The sequence below is a fragment of the Williamsia sp. M5A3_1d genome (genome assembly GCF_053345315.1).
Genome location: NZ_JBKEZX010000003.1, coordinates 471,409 through 487,712, shown reverse-complemented (window position 1 = coordinate 487,712; position 16,304 = coordinate 471,409). Strand labels below are relative to the sequence as shown.

The following is a 16,304-nucleotide window of genomic DNA, read 5'->3' as shown; positions in this document are numbered from 1 at the left end:
CACGACCGCCGGTGACCGACCCGCCGCGTTCGCGGTGACAGGATGGGTCGGTGACCGACCACAGTCTGCCGCCACTGTCATCTGACGCCCTCGGTGTCGCCGTCCGCGAGGTCGTCGAGTTCGTCGACGCCAACGGATGGGGCCAACCTCCCCTGCTTTTCGCACTCGTGCCCACCGCGCTGGTGATGCAGGCCCAACCCGACCTCGTCGACTCGCTCGACGAGACCGAGCTGACCCTGGTCGAGCAGGACCCGTTGCCGATCTCGGAGGACAGCGGGATGACCGAGCTCGAACATGTCCTGGGCACCACCAGCTGGCCCGGCACCGTCGCGGGATGCGTTCTGGTGCAGGAGATCATCGTGTTGCCGCCCGAGGCCGAGACCGACCTCGACGAGGCACTCGTCCCGCTGCTCGCCGATCGTGACGCCGCCGACGAGGCCGCGCGGCAGACCGCGCTCGAACACCCCGAGGCCAACGAGGCCCGCCTGGTGGCCGCCGTGCTGCGCGGAGGTCAGAACCTGTGTCTGTTGCAGTTGCGCCCGCCGCTCGGCGAGGAGGACGCCCCCGTGGAGCTGCTCGCCCACCCCGAGCTCGCGCCCAACCTCATCGCGGCGCTCACCACCACCCTCGAGAACGACCCCGAGGACTTCTGAGTCCACGCTGCGGCCGGAGCTCAGCACCGGCTGACGTTCTTGCCGTCTCGGATGGCGGCGAGTTCGCCGATCGCGTCGGACAGCGTGTCGACCCGCACCAGCCGTAGGCCGTCGGGGATGTCCGACCGCGCCTCGGCGCAGTTCCCCGCGGGCACGAGGAAGTCGGTGGCGCCCGCCTCGCGCGCCGCGAGGGTCTTGTGGGTGATGCCGCCGATCTCACCGACCTCGCCGGAATCGCTGATGGTGCCGGTGCCGGCGATGAACTTGCCGCCGGTCAGGTCGGTGGTGCCGAGCTTGTCGATGACGGCAAGGGTCAGCATCAGTCCGGCCGAGGGGCCGCCGATGTCGCCGACGTTGAAATCGATCCGCAGCGACGGGTCGGCGTTGACGACCTCGGGCGTGACGCCGAGGTAACCCTTGGACTTGTCATCGGGCCGCGAACCGATGGTCACGCGGCGCGGCTCCACCGGCGTCGGCGTCCCGGCGGGCACGCTCGCGGCGGCGTTCGGCACACCGAGGGTCACCACCGCGCCCGGCTTGAGTTTCGACACCGCGTCGCGCAGCTCGTCCGAGGTCGACACCGGCGCGCCGTTCACGCTCACCACGCGGTCCCCCGTCTTCAGGCTCGCCGCCGCGGGACCCTCGGGGTCGACCGTGACGGTGAGCGCCGTCGGCCGCTTGAGGTAGCGCAGTGCGGCGATCGCGGCGGTGTCCTCGGACCCGCTCATCTGCTGCTGATCCTGACGACGCGTCTCCTCGGTGCTCTGCCCCGGAGGGAACACCTCTTCCCGCGGCTGCAACGAGTCGCGACCCGAGAACCACATCCCGATCGCCTGGAACAGGGTGAGCTGGTCCGTCACCGACACCGTCGTCAGGTTGAGGTTGCCGTCGGTGGCGCGCACCGGGGCACCCGAGATCTTCACGACCGGGGTCTGCCCGACGGCGCCGAGGGTGTTCACGGTGGGGCCCGGTCCGAGGCTGACGTACGGCACACGGACAAAAGCGCCGACGACGACCAACACCACCAGCAGCACCAGGGTGACGGCCAGCGTCACCATTCGCCGATTCGCCGGGACAACTCTCACGTCGACCACAGTAGAGGTTGCGGCGCGGGCGCCCGTCAGCGTCGAGGCCCGAGGGTGACCACCCGCCCCGGGTGCGCCAGCGACGGCGCCGTCACCCGGTTGCCCTTCGCCGCACGGATCAGCTGCCCCTCGAACGCGGTGAGGCAGGCTGCGGCCGGCGATTGGTAGGCCGATGCGAGTGCCGGGGCGATGGCCGCAGCCCACTGCCCCTCGGCGGCGATGAACTGATCGCGGTACGGCCCGTAGAACGGCAGGATCGCCTGCAGCACAATCGTTCCCGCTCCCGCTATCTGGTCGAGGATCGGGGTGAGGAACGGCAGGTTCTGGTGGATCACCGGTTCGAGTTCGGCGAGGAACGGACCCGCGAGCTGCATGAGGGGCTGGATCGCGGGCCCCAGCGCGAAGACCTCGGAGGCAAACGGCCCGAACATGGGCGAGAGTTCGACGATCGACGACAGGCCGCCGGTCTTGTCGGGTTTCGGCAACCCGATGGGGCATGCGGCCTGCTCGGTGATCGGCGCGACCGACAGACCGGTCCCGCCCGCGCCGAGTTGCGTCGACGAGCCGGGGACCCCGCCACCGGGCGTGATGGGGACGGCCGGGGTCGCGGCGGTGCCCGGCGCGATCGTGGTGGCACCGGGCAGAGTCGCACCGCCGCCGCCGGGGGTGATGGCCACCGCGGCGGCCGGGGCGTTCGCAGCGGGCGCCGACGGTGCGGGTTTCGCCGACGTCGGCGGTGCGGTCTTCGGGGCGGCAGATGCTGACGGTGCCGCGGGAGCCACCCCGACGACGGCTGCCTGCTGTGCCACGGCCGGTGTCGTGACGACGACGCGCCGATCGGTGTCGGCGTACCAGGTGGCCGAGGCCAACACGGCGAGGACCGTGATCCCCGACAGCGCGCGCACCACCGTCGGCGCCGACGGGCGGCGGCGTGCGGTGGGCTGCGTCGGAAACTCCTCGGTGGTCGGATCGTCGCGGGGCACGGTGTGCTCTCTCTCGGAGGGAAGGTCGGCTGCGTCATCTGTGGAACTCATGCCGACGGCGGTGCGGTCGAGGGGGCGGCGGCCTGGGGTTCGTAGACACCCTCGAGGTGCCACACGCCGGTGAAGCCGTTGAACGGCCCGCCGACGATGAGGCTGGTCCACTCCAATGTGTATGCGCGGGTGTCGCTGTCGTAGGTGCCGGTGGCCGGAGGTCCGTCACCGGCCGACACCGCGCTCTGTCCGAACCACTTCTGCGACACCCAGTCCCAGGCGCGGGTGGCCTGCGCGACACCGGGCACGGCCGGCCCGGCCTTCGCCGGCGCCTTCGGGGCGCCCTGGTTGAACTCCTGGTTGTTCCACGACGCCGACCACGCGGTGAGATTCGCCGTGAGCTTCCCGCCCTCGTTGCGCACCGACGGCGCCACCACCGCGTTGCGGGTCTGGGGATCGATCGGGTTGGTCGAAGCGCCGAACTCGACGCCGAAGAACTTGGTGGGCGCCATGATCGACGACGCGAGCGCGTTGCCGTCACGGAAGGCGGGGGTCGGTTCGGACTGGTAGCCGCCGACCCGCAGTCCGCCCTCGCGGCCCGGGTTCAGCAGCGTGACCGTGCCGCCCTTCGCCGGCGAATCCCCATTGGGCATGAAGGGCCCCTTGTCCGGGGTGCCTCCGGGCTGCACCATCGAGAACCACGATCCGGTGACCGTGTCACCGGAGACCGCGCCCGGTGTGAGACGCAGCAGGCCCACGAGGTCACCGGATTGCGCGGCCGGATCGGAGTTCGATCCACATCCGGCGAGCAGGCCGACACCAACCATGAACGCCACCGCGAGCGCAGACACCGATCGTCGGCGGCTGTGCGTCGGGGACGAGCGAGGTCGGATCCGGGGAGGGAGGGAGATGGTCATCGTGCTCCTGTCGTGCGTCGTCGGGTGCGCCCCAGCAGGCCCACGGTGCCGAGAACGGCAGCGAGCACACCGGATCCGATGAGGAACCAGGGCAGGAGGGCGAATGCGCCGACTCCCAGGGCGTCGGTGCGATCGTTCAACCGGGCCACGCCGGCGTAGTTCTTCACGTTGTCGTTCAGGGTCCCGATGAGACCGGCGAAATCCGACGACATCCGCTGCCACGAGGCACTGAGATCGTCGACGGCGACGAGATCGGCGCGCGGTGAGACCGGGGTGTCGACCGCGGTGCGGTAGCTGCTGTCGACCTGGCCGACCGCCCCGACGAGAACCACGAAGTAGCCCTGGATGTCGCGGACCTTCCCGGCGGTGACGACGGAGTCGAAGCGATCGAGCAGCGGGGTCGCGGCCCGTGAATGCGACACCATCGACGTCGCGACGGGGTACGCGACGAGCCCGACGGCGACCGCGAGGACGAGGGTGGCCGCACCCATCCGCCCGGGCACGGTGTGTCTGCGACGTAGACCCCACACACCGGCAGCGATCAGCAACAGGCCGGCGCCGACCGGGACGAAGGGGATGACGTCCAACGGGCGCATCGCCGCGAGGTCGCCGAAATCTCCCCGGGCGGAGTCGATCCGATCCAGCAGGCCGGTCATGTCGGCGTCGATGCCGCCGTACTGCGTCTGGAATCCGTCGATCTGCGGGAACTGCCCCGCGTCGATCCGGTTGGCGGAGTCGAGTCGCACCGTGGCGGCACGAGCGGCGGCGAGACGATCGAGGTCCGCGCGGAAACCGTCGAGCCGGTCGGTGGTCATGTAGGGCTCGAACGCCCCGATCATGGCCTGCCCCTGGGCCGCCGGATAGAACATGCCCCCGGCGAGGGGCGCGATGGTCAGCACGGCCCCGAGCACGAGTACGGCGATCCACGGCCACCGTCGCGGTGACACGATCGCGTCGGTGGGCGCAGAGTTCGGCACCGTCGACCCGGAACGGGCCGAGTCCTCCCCCGGATACGACGGCAGTGCGGCGTCGGGCCGCTCGGTGACGCTCACCGCGGGTGGACGGTCATCGGGCATCGCGACGGCGGAACAGGCGGTCGGCGTTGGTCAGCAGCGCGGTCGCGAGCGCGGTCAACACCACCAGCACCGGCAGCAGCCATCGGGGACTCGACGAGTCCGACACCTCGACCGTCTTCGCCGCCAGCGCCGGATCCCCACTCACCGCCACCGGTGCCGCCGCCGACGCTGCGGCAGTGGTGGCAGCGCCCGCCGCCGGTGCGGGTGTCCCCGATGCCGGGGCGCCGGCCGCGGGTGACGTCGCCGGGCCGCCGGGGGCCGGGGTCGCGGCGGGAGCGGGTGTCGCCGCCGCCGGAGCGCCGCCGAGGCCCGAGCCCTTGTAGGTGCCGGCGAGGTGCCACAGGCCGGTGAAGTTGTTGAAGGGGCCGCCGACGATCTGGCTGGTCCACTCGATGACGAAGGCGCCGGTGGCGCGGTCGATGGTGCCGCGGACCGCGGAGGTCTTGCCGGGCAGGCCGCCGCCGGGCTTCGGGGCGCCCTGGTTGAAGACCTGTTTGTTCCACGTGACGCCGAAGCTGCTGAGGTCGCCGGTCAGGGCGGTGCCGTCGGCGCGTAGCTGCGGGAGCGCCGCGGCCGAACCGGTCTGCGGGTCCGTCGGGTTGGTGGCCGTCGCGAAACCGACGCCGTAGAACTTCACCGGCCGGGTGACGCGGCCCGACACGGCGTTGCCGCTGCCGTCGAACGCCTGCGCGGGCTGGGCCTGGAAGGTTCCGGAGGTGAGACCGCCGTCGGTGCCCGCGGCGAGCGGGGTCACGGTCTTGTCCGAACATCCCGAATCGCTGTTGGACAGGAACGGACCGCTGGTGGAGCCGGCGGGCAGGATCATGCGGAAGAACGAGCCGGTCACCGATCCGCCCGAGCACACTCCGCCGTCGAGGGCGAACAGGCCGTCGAGGGCGACAGGCTCGGCCGATGCCGCCGGGGCCAACAGCCCACCCGACGCCGAGACGATGGCCAGGGCGGCGGCGAGCGCCGTCAGACGCCCTCCCCGCCGACGCCGGGAAAGGTCGAAAAGGGTCTTCACGTGTGGTTCTCCGCCTATCGAGGCCGCCGATCACGACGGCCGGGTGCACTGCGCGATGAACCTACGGACGCGTGCAGCCGGGCAGAACACTTACGGTCAGCCCGCGCCGAAGGTGCACAGCGGTCGGCGGCGGGTCATCTCCGCTGACAGCGAAACACCCGACTGCGGCCTGCTCGTGACCTCGGTGGCGGCGTTGCCGCCGGTACCGTGGACGGCATGAATGACCTGCCCTTCGGTTTCAGATCGTCCAGCGACGACGACGGCGACGACGCCGCACGCAAACGTGGCGACTCGTCGTCGGGCGGGGCATCGGGATCGGATCCGTTCGGCTTCGGTGGAGCCGGCGGAGGCGCCGGCGGGTTCGACCCGAATGCGTTGGGGCAGATGCTGTCTCAGCTCGGCTCGATGATCAGTGGCATGGGCGCCGGACCGGGGTCGGGAGGCGGCGGGCCGGTCAACTACCAGGTGGCCACCAGCCTCGCCCGCCAACAGATCGGCAACTTCACCCCCATCGACGCCGGACAGGAGTCGGCGGTCAGCGACGCCATCCGCCTCGTGGAGGTCTGGCTCGACGGTGCCACCACCCTGCCGGCCGGTGTGTCGACATCGCTCGCCTGGACGCCCGTGCAGTGGCTCGAGGAGACGCTTCCCACATGGAAGGTGCTGTGTGATCCGGTCGCCACGCAGATCGCGGGCACGCTGAGCGCCGGACTTCCCGCCGAGGCGCAACAGTTCGCCGGCCCCATGATGGGCATGCTGAACCAGATGGGTGGCATGGCCTTCGGCACACAGCTCGGCCAGGGACTCGGCCAGCTCGCCAAGGAGGTTCTGACCTCGTCGGATGTGGGTCTGCCGCTCGCACCGACCGGCACCGCGGTGCTGCTACCCGAGGCGATCGCCGCCTTCGCCGACGGGCTCGAGCAGCCCGCGCAGGAGATCATCGTCTTCCTCGCCGCTCGCGAGGCCGCCCACGTCCGCCTGTTCGCACACGTGCCATGGCTGCGCCAGCGCCTGCTCGCGACCGTCGAGGAGTACGCCCGCGGGATCACCGTCGACTTCTCCGGCATCCAGGAGGCCGCGAACGGCATCGACCCCACCGAGCTGCTCTCGAATCCGTCGAAGATCGAGGAGTTGATGGCTTCGGGGACGTCGTTCGAGCCGACGACGACCCCGGAACAGAAGGCCGCACTCGCACGACTCGAGACGTTGCTCGCACTCATCGAGGGCTGGGTCGAACACGTCGTCGCCCATGCCCTCGCCGATCGCATCCCCGCCGCCGGGGCACTCGCGGAGACCGTGCGCCGTCGGCGCGCCAGCGGCGGACCCGCCGAGCAGACCTTCGCGACGCTGGTCGGTCTCGAACTGCGTCCCCGCAAACTCCGCGAGGCCGCCGATCTGTGGGAGAAACTGCTCACCAGCAGCGACGTCGCCACACGCGACGGCATCTGGGCCCACCCCGACCTCATGCCCGACGGTGACGACATCGACTCCCCCGCCGGTTTCATCGACCGGGTCATCGGTGGCGATGTCAGCTCGTTCGACGATCCGATGGCCGAACTCGAGAAGACGATGGCCGACGAGGCCGCCGCCCGCGAGGCGAAAGACGCCGGCACCGACGACTCCGAGGCCGACGACGACGATTCGACGGGCCCGAGCGACACCGACCGGTAGTCCGTCCACACGACGGGCCGGCGACGCCGGCCTGTGGATAACCGGTGCGCTCCGGCGTAGGCGGAACGGGCGGCGATGACATCGTCTGCCCATGGCACGACACGACACCCTCACCGCACTGCGGACGGGGACCCCTGTGGTCCACCGCGGCAACGGCTGTATCCAGGTGGGCTGCGACCCGGAGCGGGGTCTGGTGATCCAGCTACCCACCACCCTGCGCGCCGACGACGTCGTCGGATTCCTGCGATTCCTCGCCACCGCACGCTCACCGACCGAGATCCGTCGGACCGCCGCCCGGTGGGGGCTCGACGAGCAGGTCGCCACCGATCTGCTCGATCGTCTCCGCGACGCCGGGATGGTCGCCGAACCCGACGCCACCGAACACGCCCGATCGCTGCGGGTGCGGCTGCACGGTCGCGGCCCCCTCACCACGCGCCTCACCACACTGCTGCGCGAGGCGAGCATCCCGGTGACGGTGTCGGCGCAACGTCCCCGAACGGCGCAGGGCGCGGCGGACGCCCCGTTGGCGTCGTGGGACGAGGGGCTCGTGGTGCTCACCGACCACCTCGCCCACGACCCGGCCATCGTCGGTGGGCTGATGTCCCGAGGCATCGCCCACATGCCCGTCCGCCTGCGCGACGGCAGCGGGGTCATCGGTCCGCTGGTCCTGCCGGGCCGTACCAGCTGTCTGCGCTGCGCCGACCACCACCGAGCCGACCGCGACCCCGGGTGGCCGCTCGTCGCGGGGCAGATGATCGGCCAGGTGGGGCACGCCAGCGCGGCGACGATCGCGGCCACCGCGGCCCTGGCGATGGAACAGATCGAACAGGTCGGACACGGTCTGCGGCGGTCACAGGGCGCTACGGGCGAATCCCGCGTCGAGACCGCTGCACCGCAGATCATCGACCACACCCTCGAATACCTGCCGCAGCCTGCGCGGTTGCGTGTTCGACGCTGGGAACCGCACCCGCTGTGCAGTTGCTTGTTTCGCCGGTGAACTATCCTGGAGGCCGGTCGGAAGGGATGGGTGGATGGCTGACATCACCGAGGGACGCGGGCGGCGTAACGCCAAACTCGCGACGCTCCCGCTGGGTATGGCGGGTCGGGCCGCGGCCGGCTTCGGCAAGCGTCTCGCCGGCGGCGACAAGGACGAGATCAACCAGGAATTCATGGAGAAGGCCGCCGAACAGTTGTTCACGGTCCTCGGTGAACTCAAGGGCGGCGCGATGAAGGTCGGGCAGGCCCTGTCGGTGATGGAGGCCGCGGTCCCCGACGAGTACGGCGAGCCCTTCCGCGAAGCCTTGACGAAGCTGCAGGCCGAGGCGCCGCCGATGCCGGCGAAGAAGGTGCACCAGGTTCTCGACGCCCAACTCGGGACCGCGTGGCGAAAGCGCTTCACCGAGTTCTCCGACACCCCGGCCGCCTCGGCGAGCATCGGGCAGGTCCATCGCGGCGTCTGGTCCGACGGCCGCGAGGTGGCTGTCAAGATCCAGTACCCCGGAGCCGACCACGCGCTGAAGGCCGACCTGAAGACGTTGTCGCGCATGGCGGGTCTGATGCAGCGGATGACGCCGGGCACCGATGTGCGCGCTCTCGTCGACGAGTTGATCGCGCGCACCGAGGACGAACTGGACTACCAGGGCGAGGCGAAGAACCAACGGGCGTTCGCCGCCGAGTTCGACGGCGACCCCGACTTCGTCATCCCGAAGATCGTCGCGAGCGCCCCGAAGGTCGTCGTCAGCGAGTGGATCACGGGAACACCTCTCGCACAGATCATCTCCTCAGGCTCCAAGACGCAGCGCGACGAGGTCGCGGCCAAGCTCGCGGAGTTCGAGATCTCCTCGCCCGCTCGCGTGGGGCTGCTGCACGGCGATCCGCACCCCGGCAACTTCCAGATCCTCGACGACGGACGTCTCGCGGTCTTCGATTTCGGTGCGGTGGGCCACTATCCGAACGGGTTGCCCGCGGACACGGGGAAGATCCTGCGGTTGGCGCGCGATCAGGACTTCGACGGTCTCGTGCAGGCGATGATCGACGCGAAGTTCATCCTCGGCAGCAACCGCGACAAGGTGACGCCGCAGGACATCGAGCGTTATCTGAAGGCATACGTGGATCCGCTGATGGCGGACTCGTTCCACTTCACGCGAAAGTGGTTGCAGCGCGCGGTCGGCAAGGCCACCGACCTCAAGGGTGATGTCTACAAGACGTCGCGACACCTGAACGTGCCGCCGGAGTACGTCATGGTGTTCCGCGTGCTGGGCGGCTGCGTCGGCATCGCCGCGCAGCTCGACGCCGAGGCGCCTTATCGGCGGATCATGGAGAAGTGGGTGCCCGGCCTGTCGGCCTGACACCCACTTCTCTGATCTCTCATGCCGCGACCGGGTGCTTGCGCGGCCGCCCGCGCGGGCGCTTGCGGGCGATGACGACTCCTTCGGAGAAGATCTCGCCTCCCCATACGCCCCACGGCTCACCGCGGTCGAGCGCGGAGTCGAGGCATTCGCGCCGCAGTGGGCACTCGCTGCACAGGGCCTTCGCCCGCTCGAGATCTCTGGGACTCTCGGCGAACCAGAGATCGGGGTCGGCCACCCGGCAGGGCAGACGGGTCTCGGTGGCGGTCGCGGCGCGGGCCACGGCGAGATCGCCGATCGGATAGCAGGTGGTCGGATCGGTCGACGGGGTTGTCGGCGCGGTCATCGGTGTTTCCTCCACTGTGTGTGACGTGGTCGTTCGGTTGGTTGTGGATTGCCAACCCGGGCGTCACTTGTGGGGTGTTCTCACCGGTTCACAAGAAAGGCCACGGGGTTCGCATCTGCGATTCGCCGTGGCCTCGTGTTCTCGATCGAGCTGTGCTCAGCTCGTGAGAGGTGGTCGAGGTACGGGAATCGCGGCGCGCTCGGCTCGTGCGTCGTGGGCTGCTCCCAGGGCGAAGAGCGGTGCGCCGGCAGCGGCGTAGGCCGCCGCGTGAGGCGCGGACACCCAGGAGGGGACGTGACGATGACGCATGCCTGCGTTCGAGGCAGGTGCCGACGCGTTCGATGCCGCGGTGGTGACGATTGCGTTGTTCACTGATCCACTCCCTTCTGTGTGTTCGCTTCTACGCTCGACATCGCTGGTGCAACCTCTCCCGTACTGATGTGAGAAAGACTAGAAGATCGTTCGCCGATCGCACAACCTTTTTTTGACCTGGGGTTTTGGGGGTCAGCCGGTACCGGCGACGAGTCCGAGCAACATCTCGCCGTACTGATCGAGCTTCTTCGCCCCGATTCCCGGGATGGCGACGAGTGCGGCCACGTCGGCCGGGCGCTGTTCGGCGATGGCGATGAGCGTGTTGTCGGAGAACACCACGAACGCAGGCACCTTCTGTTCTCTGGCCTGCTCGCTGCGCCATTCCTTGAGCGCGATGAACAGGTCCTCGTCGAGGTTGCTGGGGCAGCTCTCGCATCGCCCGAGCAACGACGCGGTCTTGCCGAGCAGCTGCTTGCCGCACACCCGGCACTGCGGACGTTTCCGCTGACGAGTGGGTTCGGCGATCTTCGAGGCAGGCGAGTCGTCGGGGACGAGGTCGACGAGGAACCGGGAGCGACGACGACTCTTACGCCCTCCCTCGGCACGCGACAGCGCCCAGGAGATGTGCAGATGTTCCCGCGCACGGGTGATCCCGACGTAGAACAGGCGCCGTTCCTCCTCGACGTCGTCGTCGGCGCCGTTGATGGCCTGGTTGATCGGCAGCGAGCCGTCGGTGACGTTGACGAGGAACACCGCGTCCCACTCGAGGCCCTTCGCCGCGTGCAACGACGACAGCGTGACCCCCTGGACGGTCGGTGGCTGTCGGGCCTGCGAGCGGGCGGCGAGTTCGGTGGCCAGACCCGCGAGGTCGATGTCGGGGACGTCGGCACGTAGGTCCTCGGCGAGGGTCACCAACGCCCGCAACGATTCCCACCTCTGACGTGCCTGGGTGCCGGTCGGCTCGGAATCGGTGAGCCCCAACGGCACCAGCACCGCACGCACCAGGGTGACCAGGTCGGCGTCGGCGGGCAGGTCACTGCGTGCGGCCGCGGTGGAGATCGCCCGCATCGCCTGCCGGATCTCGGCGCGCTGGAAGAACGCCTCGCCGCCGCGCACCTGGTAGGCGATCCCCGCCGCCGTCAGCGCGTCCTCATGAGCCTGCGACTGGGCGTTCACGCGATAGAGGATGGCGATCTCCGACGCCGGGACCCCTTGCGCCAGAAGCTTCTTGATCCGCGCCGTGACACCGGCGGCCTCGGCCGGTTCGTCGTCGTATTCGGCGAACTCGGGTTCGGGTCCCGGTGGACGCTGACCGACCAGCGCCAGCCGGGTGCCCGCCACCCGACCACGCGCCGCACCGATCGCCCGGTTGGCCAGACCGACCACCTGCGGGGTGGAGCGGTAATCGCGTTCGAGGCGCACCATCTCGGCGTCGGGGAAGCGGCGGGTGAAGTCGAGGAGGTACTTGGGGCTGGCCCCGGTGAACGTGTAGATGGTCTGGTTCGCGTCGCCGACGACGGTGAGATCGTCGCGCGCACCGAGCCACGCGTCGAGCAGACCCTGCTGCGCGGGGGTGACGTCCTGGTATTCGTCGACGACGAAACACCGGTAGCGGTCGCGGAACTCCTCGGCCACACCGTCGTTCTCGCGCAGGATCGCGGTGGTCATCAGCAACAGGTCGTCGAAATCGAGCAGGCGGTCGCCGTCGTGGGAGATCTTCGCCTCCTCGTAGGCCTCGTAGACCGCGGCGACCTTCTCCGGGGGCTGCGGGGTCTCGCGACGTCGCGCGGCGACCGCGGATGCGTACTCGTCGTATCCGATGAGCGAGGCCTTGGCCCACTCGATCTCCGACGAGAGGTCACGCAGCGTCTCGGTGGAGGTGTCGAGACCGGCGCGCCGGGCCGCGCGGGAGACCACCGGGAACTTGTTGTCGAGCAGTTCCCAGCGGGTGTCGCCGATGGCCTGCGGCCAGAAGTACCGGAGCTGGCGCATCGCCGCGGCGTGGAAGGTCATCGCCTGGACGGTGTTGCCCGATTCGGCCAGACCCAGCGAGCGCAGGCGCCCGCGCATCTCCCCCGCCGCGCGCGCGGTGAAGGTCACCGCGAGCACCTGACCACCGCGAACGTGGCCCTCGGTGACGAGGTGGGCGATGCGCCGGGTGATGGTGCGGGTCTTGCCCGTCCCGGCGCCGGCCAGCACACAGACCGGTCCGCGCGGTGCGAGGACTGCGGCCTGTTGTTCGGGGTCGAGGCCGTCGAGCGTGCTCATGGTTCCAGTATCGCAACGGGGTGCGACAACCGTTGACCACCCACCCGGGAACAACCACACCGCCCCGAGACGTTGGACGGGCCATGAGCAGCGAGAACTCCGCCCTGACCATGTACACGACCTCGTGGTGCGGCTTCTGCGCCCGGCTGAAGACCGGCCTGCGCAGCGAGGGCATCGAGTGGACCGAGATCGACATCGAGGCCGATCCCTCGGCCGCCGAGTTCGTCGGCAGCGTCAACAACGGCAATCACGTGGTGCCGACGGTGAAGTTCGCCGACGGTTCCACCGCCACCAACCCCTCGGTGCGCGACGTGAAGGCCAAGCTCAGCGTCTGACGACCACGGTCGGTCGTCATCCCCGGGTCAGCCCTTGTCGTGTGCCCATGCGGTGACGAGCTGCCGGGCGATGGAGATCGATCCGGGTAGGCGCAGGCGTGGACCGTCGTCGTCGGAGGCGTTCTCACCGCGCAGCCATTCGTCGCCGCTGGCCAACGCGGCCAGCACCTCGTCGCGGGGGAACCAGATGGCCTCGGTGATCTCGCCGTCGAGGAAGTCCAGTGGCTGATCGCGGTCGGCGCGGGCCTCGAACCCCAGCATGAGCGACCGGGGGAACGGCCACGGCTGGCTGCCGAGGTAGCGCGGCTCGACCACGTCGAGGCCGGTCTCCTCGTGCAGCTCCCGGACCACGCACTGTTCGAGTGATTCACCCGGTTCGACGAACCCCGCGAAGGTGGAGAACCACCGCTCCGGCCACCCCGCCTGCCGACCCAGCAGCACATGGTCGGCGCCGTCGTGGACGACGGTGATGATGGCGGCGTCGGTGCGGGGGAACTCCTCGCGGCCGGTGACGACGTTGCGTCGGGTCCAACCGGCCTTGGCCGGTTCGGTGGGGTTGCCGTCGACCGGCGAGAAGGCCGCGGCGTCATGCCAGTTGAGCATCCCCAACGCGGTGCTGACCAGACCGGCCTCGTCGCCGCTGAGGCGTCCCGCGCTGCGCCGCGCGTCGGCGGTGCGCCCCTCGATCGAGGGGACCCGGATCGCCCACAGGTACACGCCGTCGTCGATGCCCAACAACACCGCCGCCGCAGGGATCTCGGTGGCGACATCGAGCGCCGGTCGCCACCGGAGTCCGTCCTCACCCACGCCGTAGCGGCCCTCGGGGTCGATCTCGAGAACCTTCGCCGTCGGCCATGCGCCGGCCAACAACGCGGTGTCGTGCCGAATCTCGTCGGCCCTGTCGATCGTCGACCGGGACAGCAGAGGGGACTCGACGAACTCGAATGTGGCCACGGGCGAGAGCTTAGTGATCGGTGATCGCGACGGCGTCGGCGGCCGAGCGCGGGCGCGCGTACCGGTCCACGTAGGCCAGCTCGGCGTGTGTGGCGATGGTCCGCATCAGCTCGTCCGTTCGGGCACGCACGTCATCGGACGGCGCCACCCGGATCGCGGGCATCACCCGGATCGTCACGCGTCGTCGTCGCCACGTGCTGCCGACGGTTCCCGTGATCGCCACCGGGACGATCGGCACACCGGTCCGCGCCGCCACACGCGCGGCGCCGGTACGCCCGCGGTGCACCCTGCCGTCGGGCGACCGTGTGCCCTCGGGATGTATCGCCCAGGCCCCGCCGGACGCGAGCACCTCCTCCGCGGTGGTGAGCGCGGCCGCCGAGCCGCGACCTCCGGATCGATCGACGCGGATCTGACCGACCGCCACGAAGAAGCGACGGCGGATCGCGCCGCCCACGCCCGGTTGGTCGAAGTAGTCGCTCTTGGCGAGGAAGAACACCGGTCGTCGGGCGGCCAGGGCCAGGTGGAACGAGTCGCAGACGGCGAGGTGGTTGGCTGCGAGGATCGCCGGTCCCGCGCGCGGCAGGTGTTCGCGTCCGATCACTCGCGGGCGGTGCCAGACCCGGAGCGCGGGTCCGACCAGGACGTGCCGACACCACCACTGAGCCGCATGCATAGACAGTGTCTACCAGTCGTGGTGGACACTGTCTACGTGCAGGAGTCGACACGGGACCGCCTGGTGCGGGTAGGCGTGGAACTGATGGAGGACAGCGGCTCGGTCGACATCGGCCTCCGCGAGATCGCTCGACGGGCCGGGGTCTCGCACGGCGCGCCGCGGCGGTGGTTCCCCACCCATCGCGCGCTGCTGTCGGCGATCGCGGCCGCAGGTCTCGCCGATCTCGCGTCGGCGATCGAGACGGCCGCACGAGATCTCGAGGGTCGCGCAGTGATCGATGCCGCGGCACATGCCTACGTCGACTTCGCCGTCCGTCGGCCCGCGATGTTCGCGCTGATGTTCCGACACGACCTGCTCGTCGGGGGCGGCGGAGACCTCCGTGCCACCTCCCGACCACTGTTCACGTGGCTACGCCGGCAACTCGATCGCATGGGACTCGACGGCACCGAACGTCGCGCGGCCGCGCTGTGGAGCGGCGTGCACGGGGTCGCGACGGTGAACTCGACGGGAGCGATGGGCGTTGTCGCGCCGGGGGTCGACCACCGACTCGTCGTGCGCGACGTCATCGACTCCGCGTGTCAGGCGGGCCCTTTACGGACGTAGAGCAGGCGGTCACCGGACTCGATGGCGTCGACCTCGCTGTCGTCGACGCGATGTAGCCGGCCAGACCGCACGACACCGAGGACGATGTCGACGAGGTGTTGGGGTGAGGCACCGAGTTCGTCGCGTTCGACGTCGCGTTCGGCGATGGCGTAGCCGGCGTCGGGGGTCAGCAGATCCTCGATGACCTCGACGACCGCGGGGGTCGAGGTGGCCAGACCGAGGAGCCGGCCGGCGGTCTCCGACGACACCACGACCGAGTTCGCACCGGACTGGCGGATGAGATGGGTGTTCTCCGCCTCGCGGATCGAGGCGACGATCTTCGCGCGCGGTGCCAGCTCGCGGGCGGTGAGGGTGGCCAGGACGGCGGTGTCGTCGCGGTTGGTGGCGATGACGATGGCCGAGGCGTGCTGGGCCCCGGCGAGGCGCAACACATCCGAACGGGTCGCGTCGCCGCGCACCGTGACGAGTCCGTTCGCGGCCGCGGAGTCGAGAACGGTCTGATTGGAGTCGACGACGACGATCTCCGACGGCTTGGTGCCGTCACCGATCATCGCGTTCACCGCGGTCTTGCCCTTCGTGCCGTAGCCGACGACGACGGTGTGGTTACGCACCTTGCTCCTCCAACGCTGGATCTTCAGGGCCTGCCGCGAACGTTCGGTGAGCACCTCGAGGGTCGTGCCGACCAAGACGATCAGGAACATCACCCGCAGAGGGGTGATCACGAGAACGTTGATCAGTCGCGCCTCGGGGGCGAACGGCGTGATGTCGCCGTAGCCCGTCGTCGACAGCGACACCGTCGCGTAGTAGAGGCAGTCGAGGAACGACAGCTCGTTGTCCTGCACATCGCGATAACCGTCACGGTCGAGGTAGACGATGAACACCGCCGCGAACAGAGCCCCGAGGGCGAACAGGACCCGCCGACTGATCGCCCGTACCGGGCTCTGCTGCATCTCGGGGATGCGCACCACCCCGACGAGAGCGTGATCGGGTTTACCGGTGAGGTCGTCGGACCGCAGACGGCGACGTAATGGGCCAGGCATCACCGGCGACCTTATATCGCCACAC

Annotated in this window: 16 protein-coding genes; 6 read left to right on the top strand and 10 right to left on the bottom strand. The window is 69.9% G+C overall.

Annotated elements, in window-relative coordinates:
* The first annotated feature begins 50 nt into the window (after positions 1–50).
* Positions 51–653, top strand: coding sequence for a PPA1309 family protein (locus tag ACLBW1_RS14435; RefSeq protein WP_447812505.1), 603 nt, complete (start codon positions 51–53; stop codon positions 651–653).
* A 20-nt stretch (positions 654–673) separates the two neighbouring features.
* Here ACLBW1_RS14435 and ACLBW1_RS14430 read toward each other — a convergent pair whose 3' ends face one another.
* From ACLBW1_RS14430 to ACLBW1_RS14410, 5 genes are all read right to left on the bottom strand, one after another.
* The gene (locus ACLBW1_RS14430) at positions 674–1,711 is read right to left on the bottom strand and encodes a YlbL family protein (RefSeq protein WP_447812974.1); all 1,038 of its coding nucleotides are present in this window, start codon (positions 1,709–1,711) and stop codon (positions 674–676) included.
* A gap of 62 nt (positions 1,712–1,773) precedes the next feature.
* Positions 1,774–2,772, bottom strand: coding sequence for a hypothetical protein (locus tag ACLBW1_RS14425; protein WP_447812504.1), 999 nt, complete (start codon positions 2,770–2,772; stop codon positions 1,774–1,776).
* A complete protein-coding gene (locus ACLBW1_RS14420; RefSeq protein ID WP_447812503.1) occupies positions 2,769–3,539 on the bottom strand; it encodes a hypothetical protein in 771 nt (256 codons plus the stop codon). Before ACLBW1_RS14420 ends, ACLBW1_RS14425 begins: the two co-directional genes overlap by 4 nt.
* An 86-nt stretch (positions 3,540–3,625) precedes the next feature.
* Complete coding sequence (locus ACLBW1_RS14415; RefSeq protein ID WP_447812502.1) at positions 3,626–4,681, bottom strand: hypothetical protein; 1,056 nt, start codon at positions 4,679–4,681, stop codon at positions 3,626–3,628.
* Between the two features lie 13 nt (positions 4,682–4,694).
* A complete protein-coding gene (locus ACLBW1_RS14410) occupies positions 4,695–5,729 on the bottom strand; it encodes a hypothetical protein (RefSeq protein ID WP_447812501.1) in 1,035 nt (344 codons plus the stop codon).
* 216 nt (positions 5,730–5,945) lie between these two features.
* Between ACLBW1_RS14410 and ACLBW1_RS14405 the strand changes: the two genes are divergently transcribed.
* The 3 genes from ACLBW1_RS14405 (at position 5,946) to ACLBW1_RS14395 (ending at position 9,748) form a co-directional block, all read left to right on the top strand.
* Positions 5,946–7,400 carry a zinc-dependent metalloprotease gene (locus ACLBW1_RS14405; RefSeq protein WP_447812500.1) on the top strand — a complete coding sequence of 485 codons (1,455 nt, stop codon included), beginning with the start codon at positions 5,946–5,948 and terminating at the stop codon, positions 7,398–7,400.
* Between the two features lie 91 nt (positions 7,401–7,491).
* Positions 7,492–8,397: a hypothetical protein gene (locus ACLBW1_RS14400; protein WP_447812499.1), complete on the top strand. Its 906-nt coding sequence runs from the start codon at positions 7,492–7,494 to the stop codon at positions 8,395–8,397.
* A gap of 34 nt (positions 8,398–8,431) precedes the next feature.
* Positions 8,432–9,748, top strand: a complete 1,317-nt coding sequence (locus ACLBW1_RS14395; RefSeq protein ID WP_447812498.1) for an ABC1 kinase family protein — start codon at positions 8,432–8,434, stop codon at positions 9,746–9,748.
* Between the two features lie 19 nt (positions 9,749–9,767).
* Here the strand turns inward: ACLBW1_RS14395 and ACLBW1_RS14390 are convergent, their stop codons facing one another.
* The gene (locus ACLBW1_RS14390) at positions 9,768–10,094 is read right to left on the bottom strand and encodes a WhiB family transcriptional regulator (protein WP_447812497.1); all 327 of its coding nucleotides are present in this window, start codon (positions 10,092–10,094) and stop codon (positions 9,768–9,770) included.
* 504 nt (positions 10,095–10,598) lie between these two features.
* Positions 10,599–12,674, bottom strand: coding sequence for an ATP-dependent DNA helicase UvrD2 (locus ACLBW1_RS14385; RefSeq protein ID WP_447812496.1), 2,076 nt, complete (start codon positions 12,672–12,674; stop codon positions 10,599–10,601).
* A gap of 83 nt (positions 12,675–12,757) precedes the next feature.
* Here ACLBW1_RS14385 and ACLBW1_RS14380 point away from each other — a divergent pair, with 83 nt between their 5' ends.
* Positions 12,758–13,009 carry a mycoredoxin gene (locus tag ACLBW1_RS14380; protein ID WP_447812495.1) on the top strand — a complete coding sequence of 84 codons (252 nt, stop codon included), beginning with the start codon at positions 12,758–12,760 and terminating at the stop codon, positions 13,007–13,009.
* Positions 13,010–13,036: 27 nt separating this feature from the next.
* Here ACLBW1_RS14380 and nudC read toward each other — a convergent pair whose 3' ends face one another.
* Together nudC and ACLBW1_RS14370 are read right to left on the bottom strand one after the other, a co-directional pair.
* Positions 13,037–13,963 carry an NAD(+) diphosphatase gene (gene nudC, locus ACLBW1_RS14375; protein ID WP_447812494.1) on the bottom strand — a complete coding sequence of 309 codons (927 nt, stop codon included), beginning with the start codon at positions 13,961–13,963 and terminating at the stop codon, positions 13,037–13,039.
* A gap of 10 nt (positions 13,964–13,973) precedes the next feature.
* Positions 13,974–14,564, bottom strand: coding sequence for a lysophospholipid acyltransferase family protein (locus ACLBW1_RS14370; RefSeq protein ID WP_447812493.1), 591 nt, complete (start codon positions 14,562–14,564; stop codon positions 13,974–13,976).
* A gap of 108 nt (positions 14,565–14,672) precedes the next feature.
* Here ACLBW1_RS14370 and ACLBW1_RS14365 point away from each other — a divergent pair, with 108 nt between their 5' ends.
* Entirely contained in the window at positions 14,673–15,239 is a 567-nt protein-coding gene (locus tag ACLBW1_RS14365) for a TetR/AcrR family transcriptional regulator (RefSeq protein WP_447812492.1), read from the top strand.
* Here the strand turns inward: ACLBW1_RS14365 and ACLBW1_RS14360 are convergent.
* Complete coding sequence (locus ACLBW1_RS14360) at positions 15,215–16,279, bottom strand: potassium channel family protein (protein ID WP_447812491.1); 1,065 nt, start codon at positions 16,277–16,279, stop codon at positions 15,215–15,217. The genes ACLBW1_RS14365 and ACLBW1_RS14360 overlap by 25 nt on opposite strands.
* Positions 16,280–16,304: the final 25 nt, after the last annotated feature.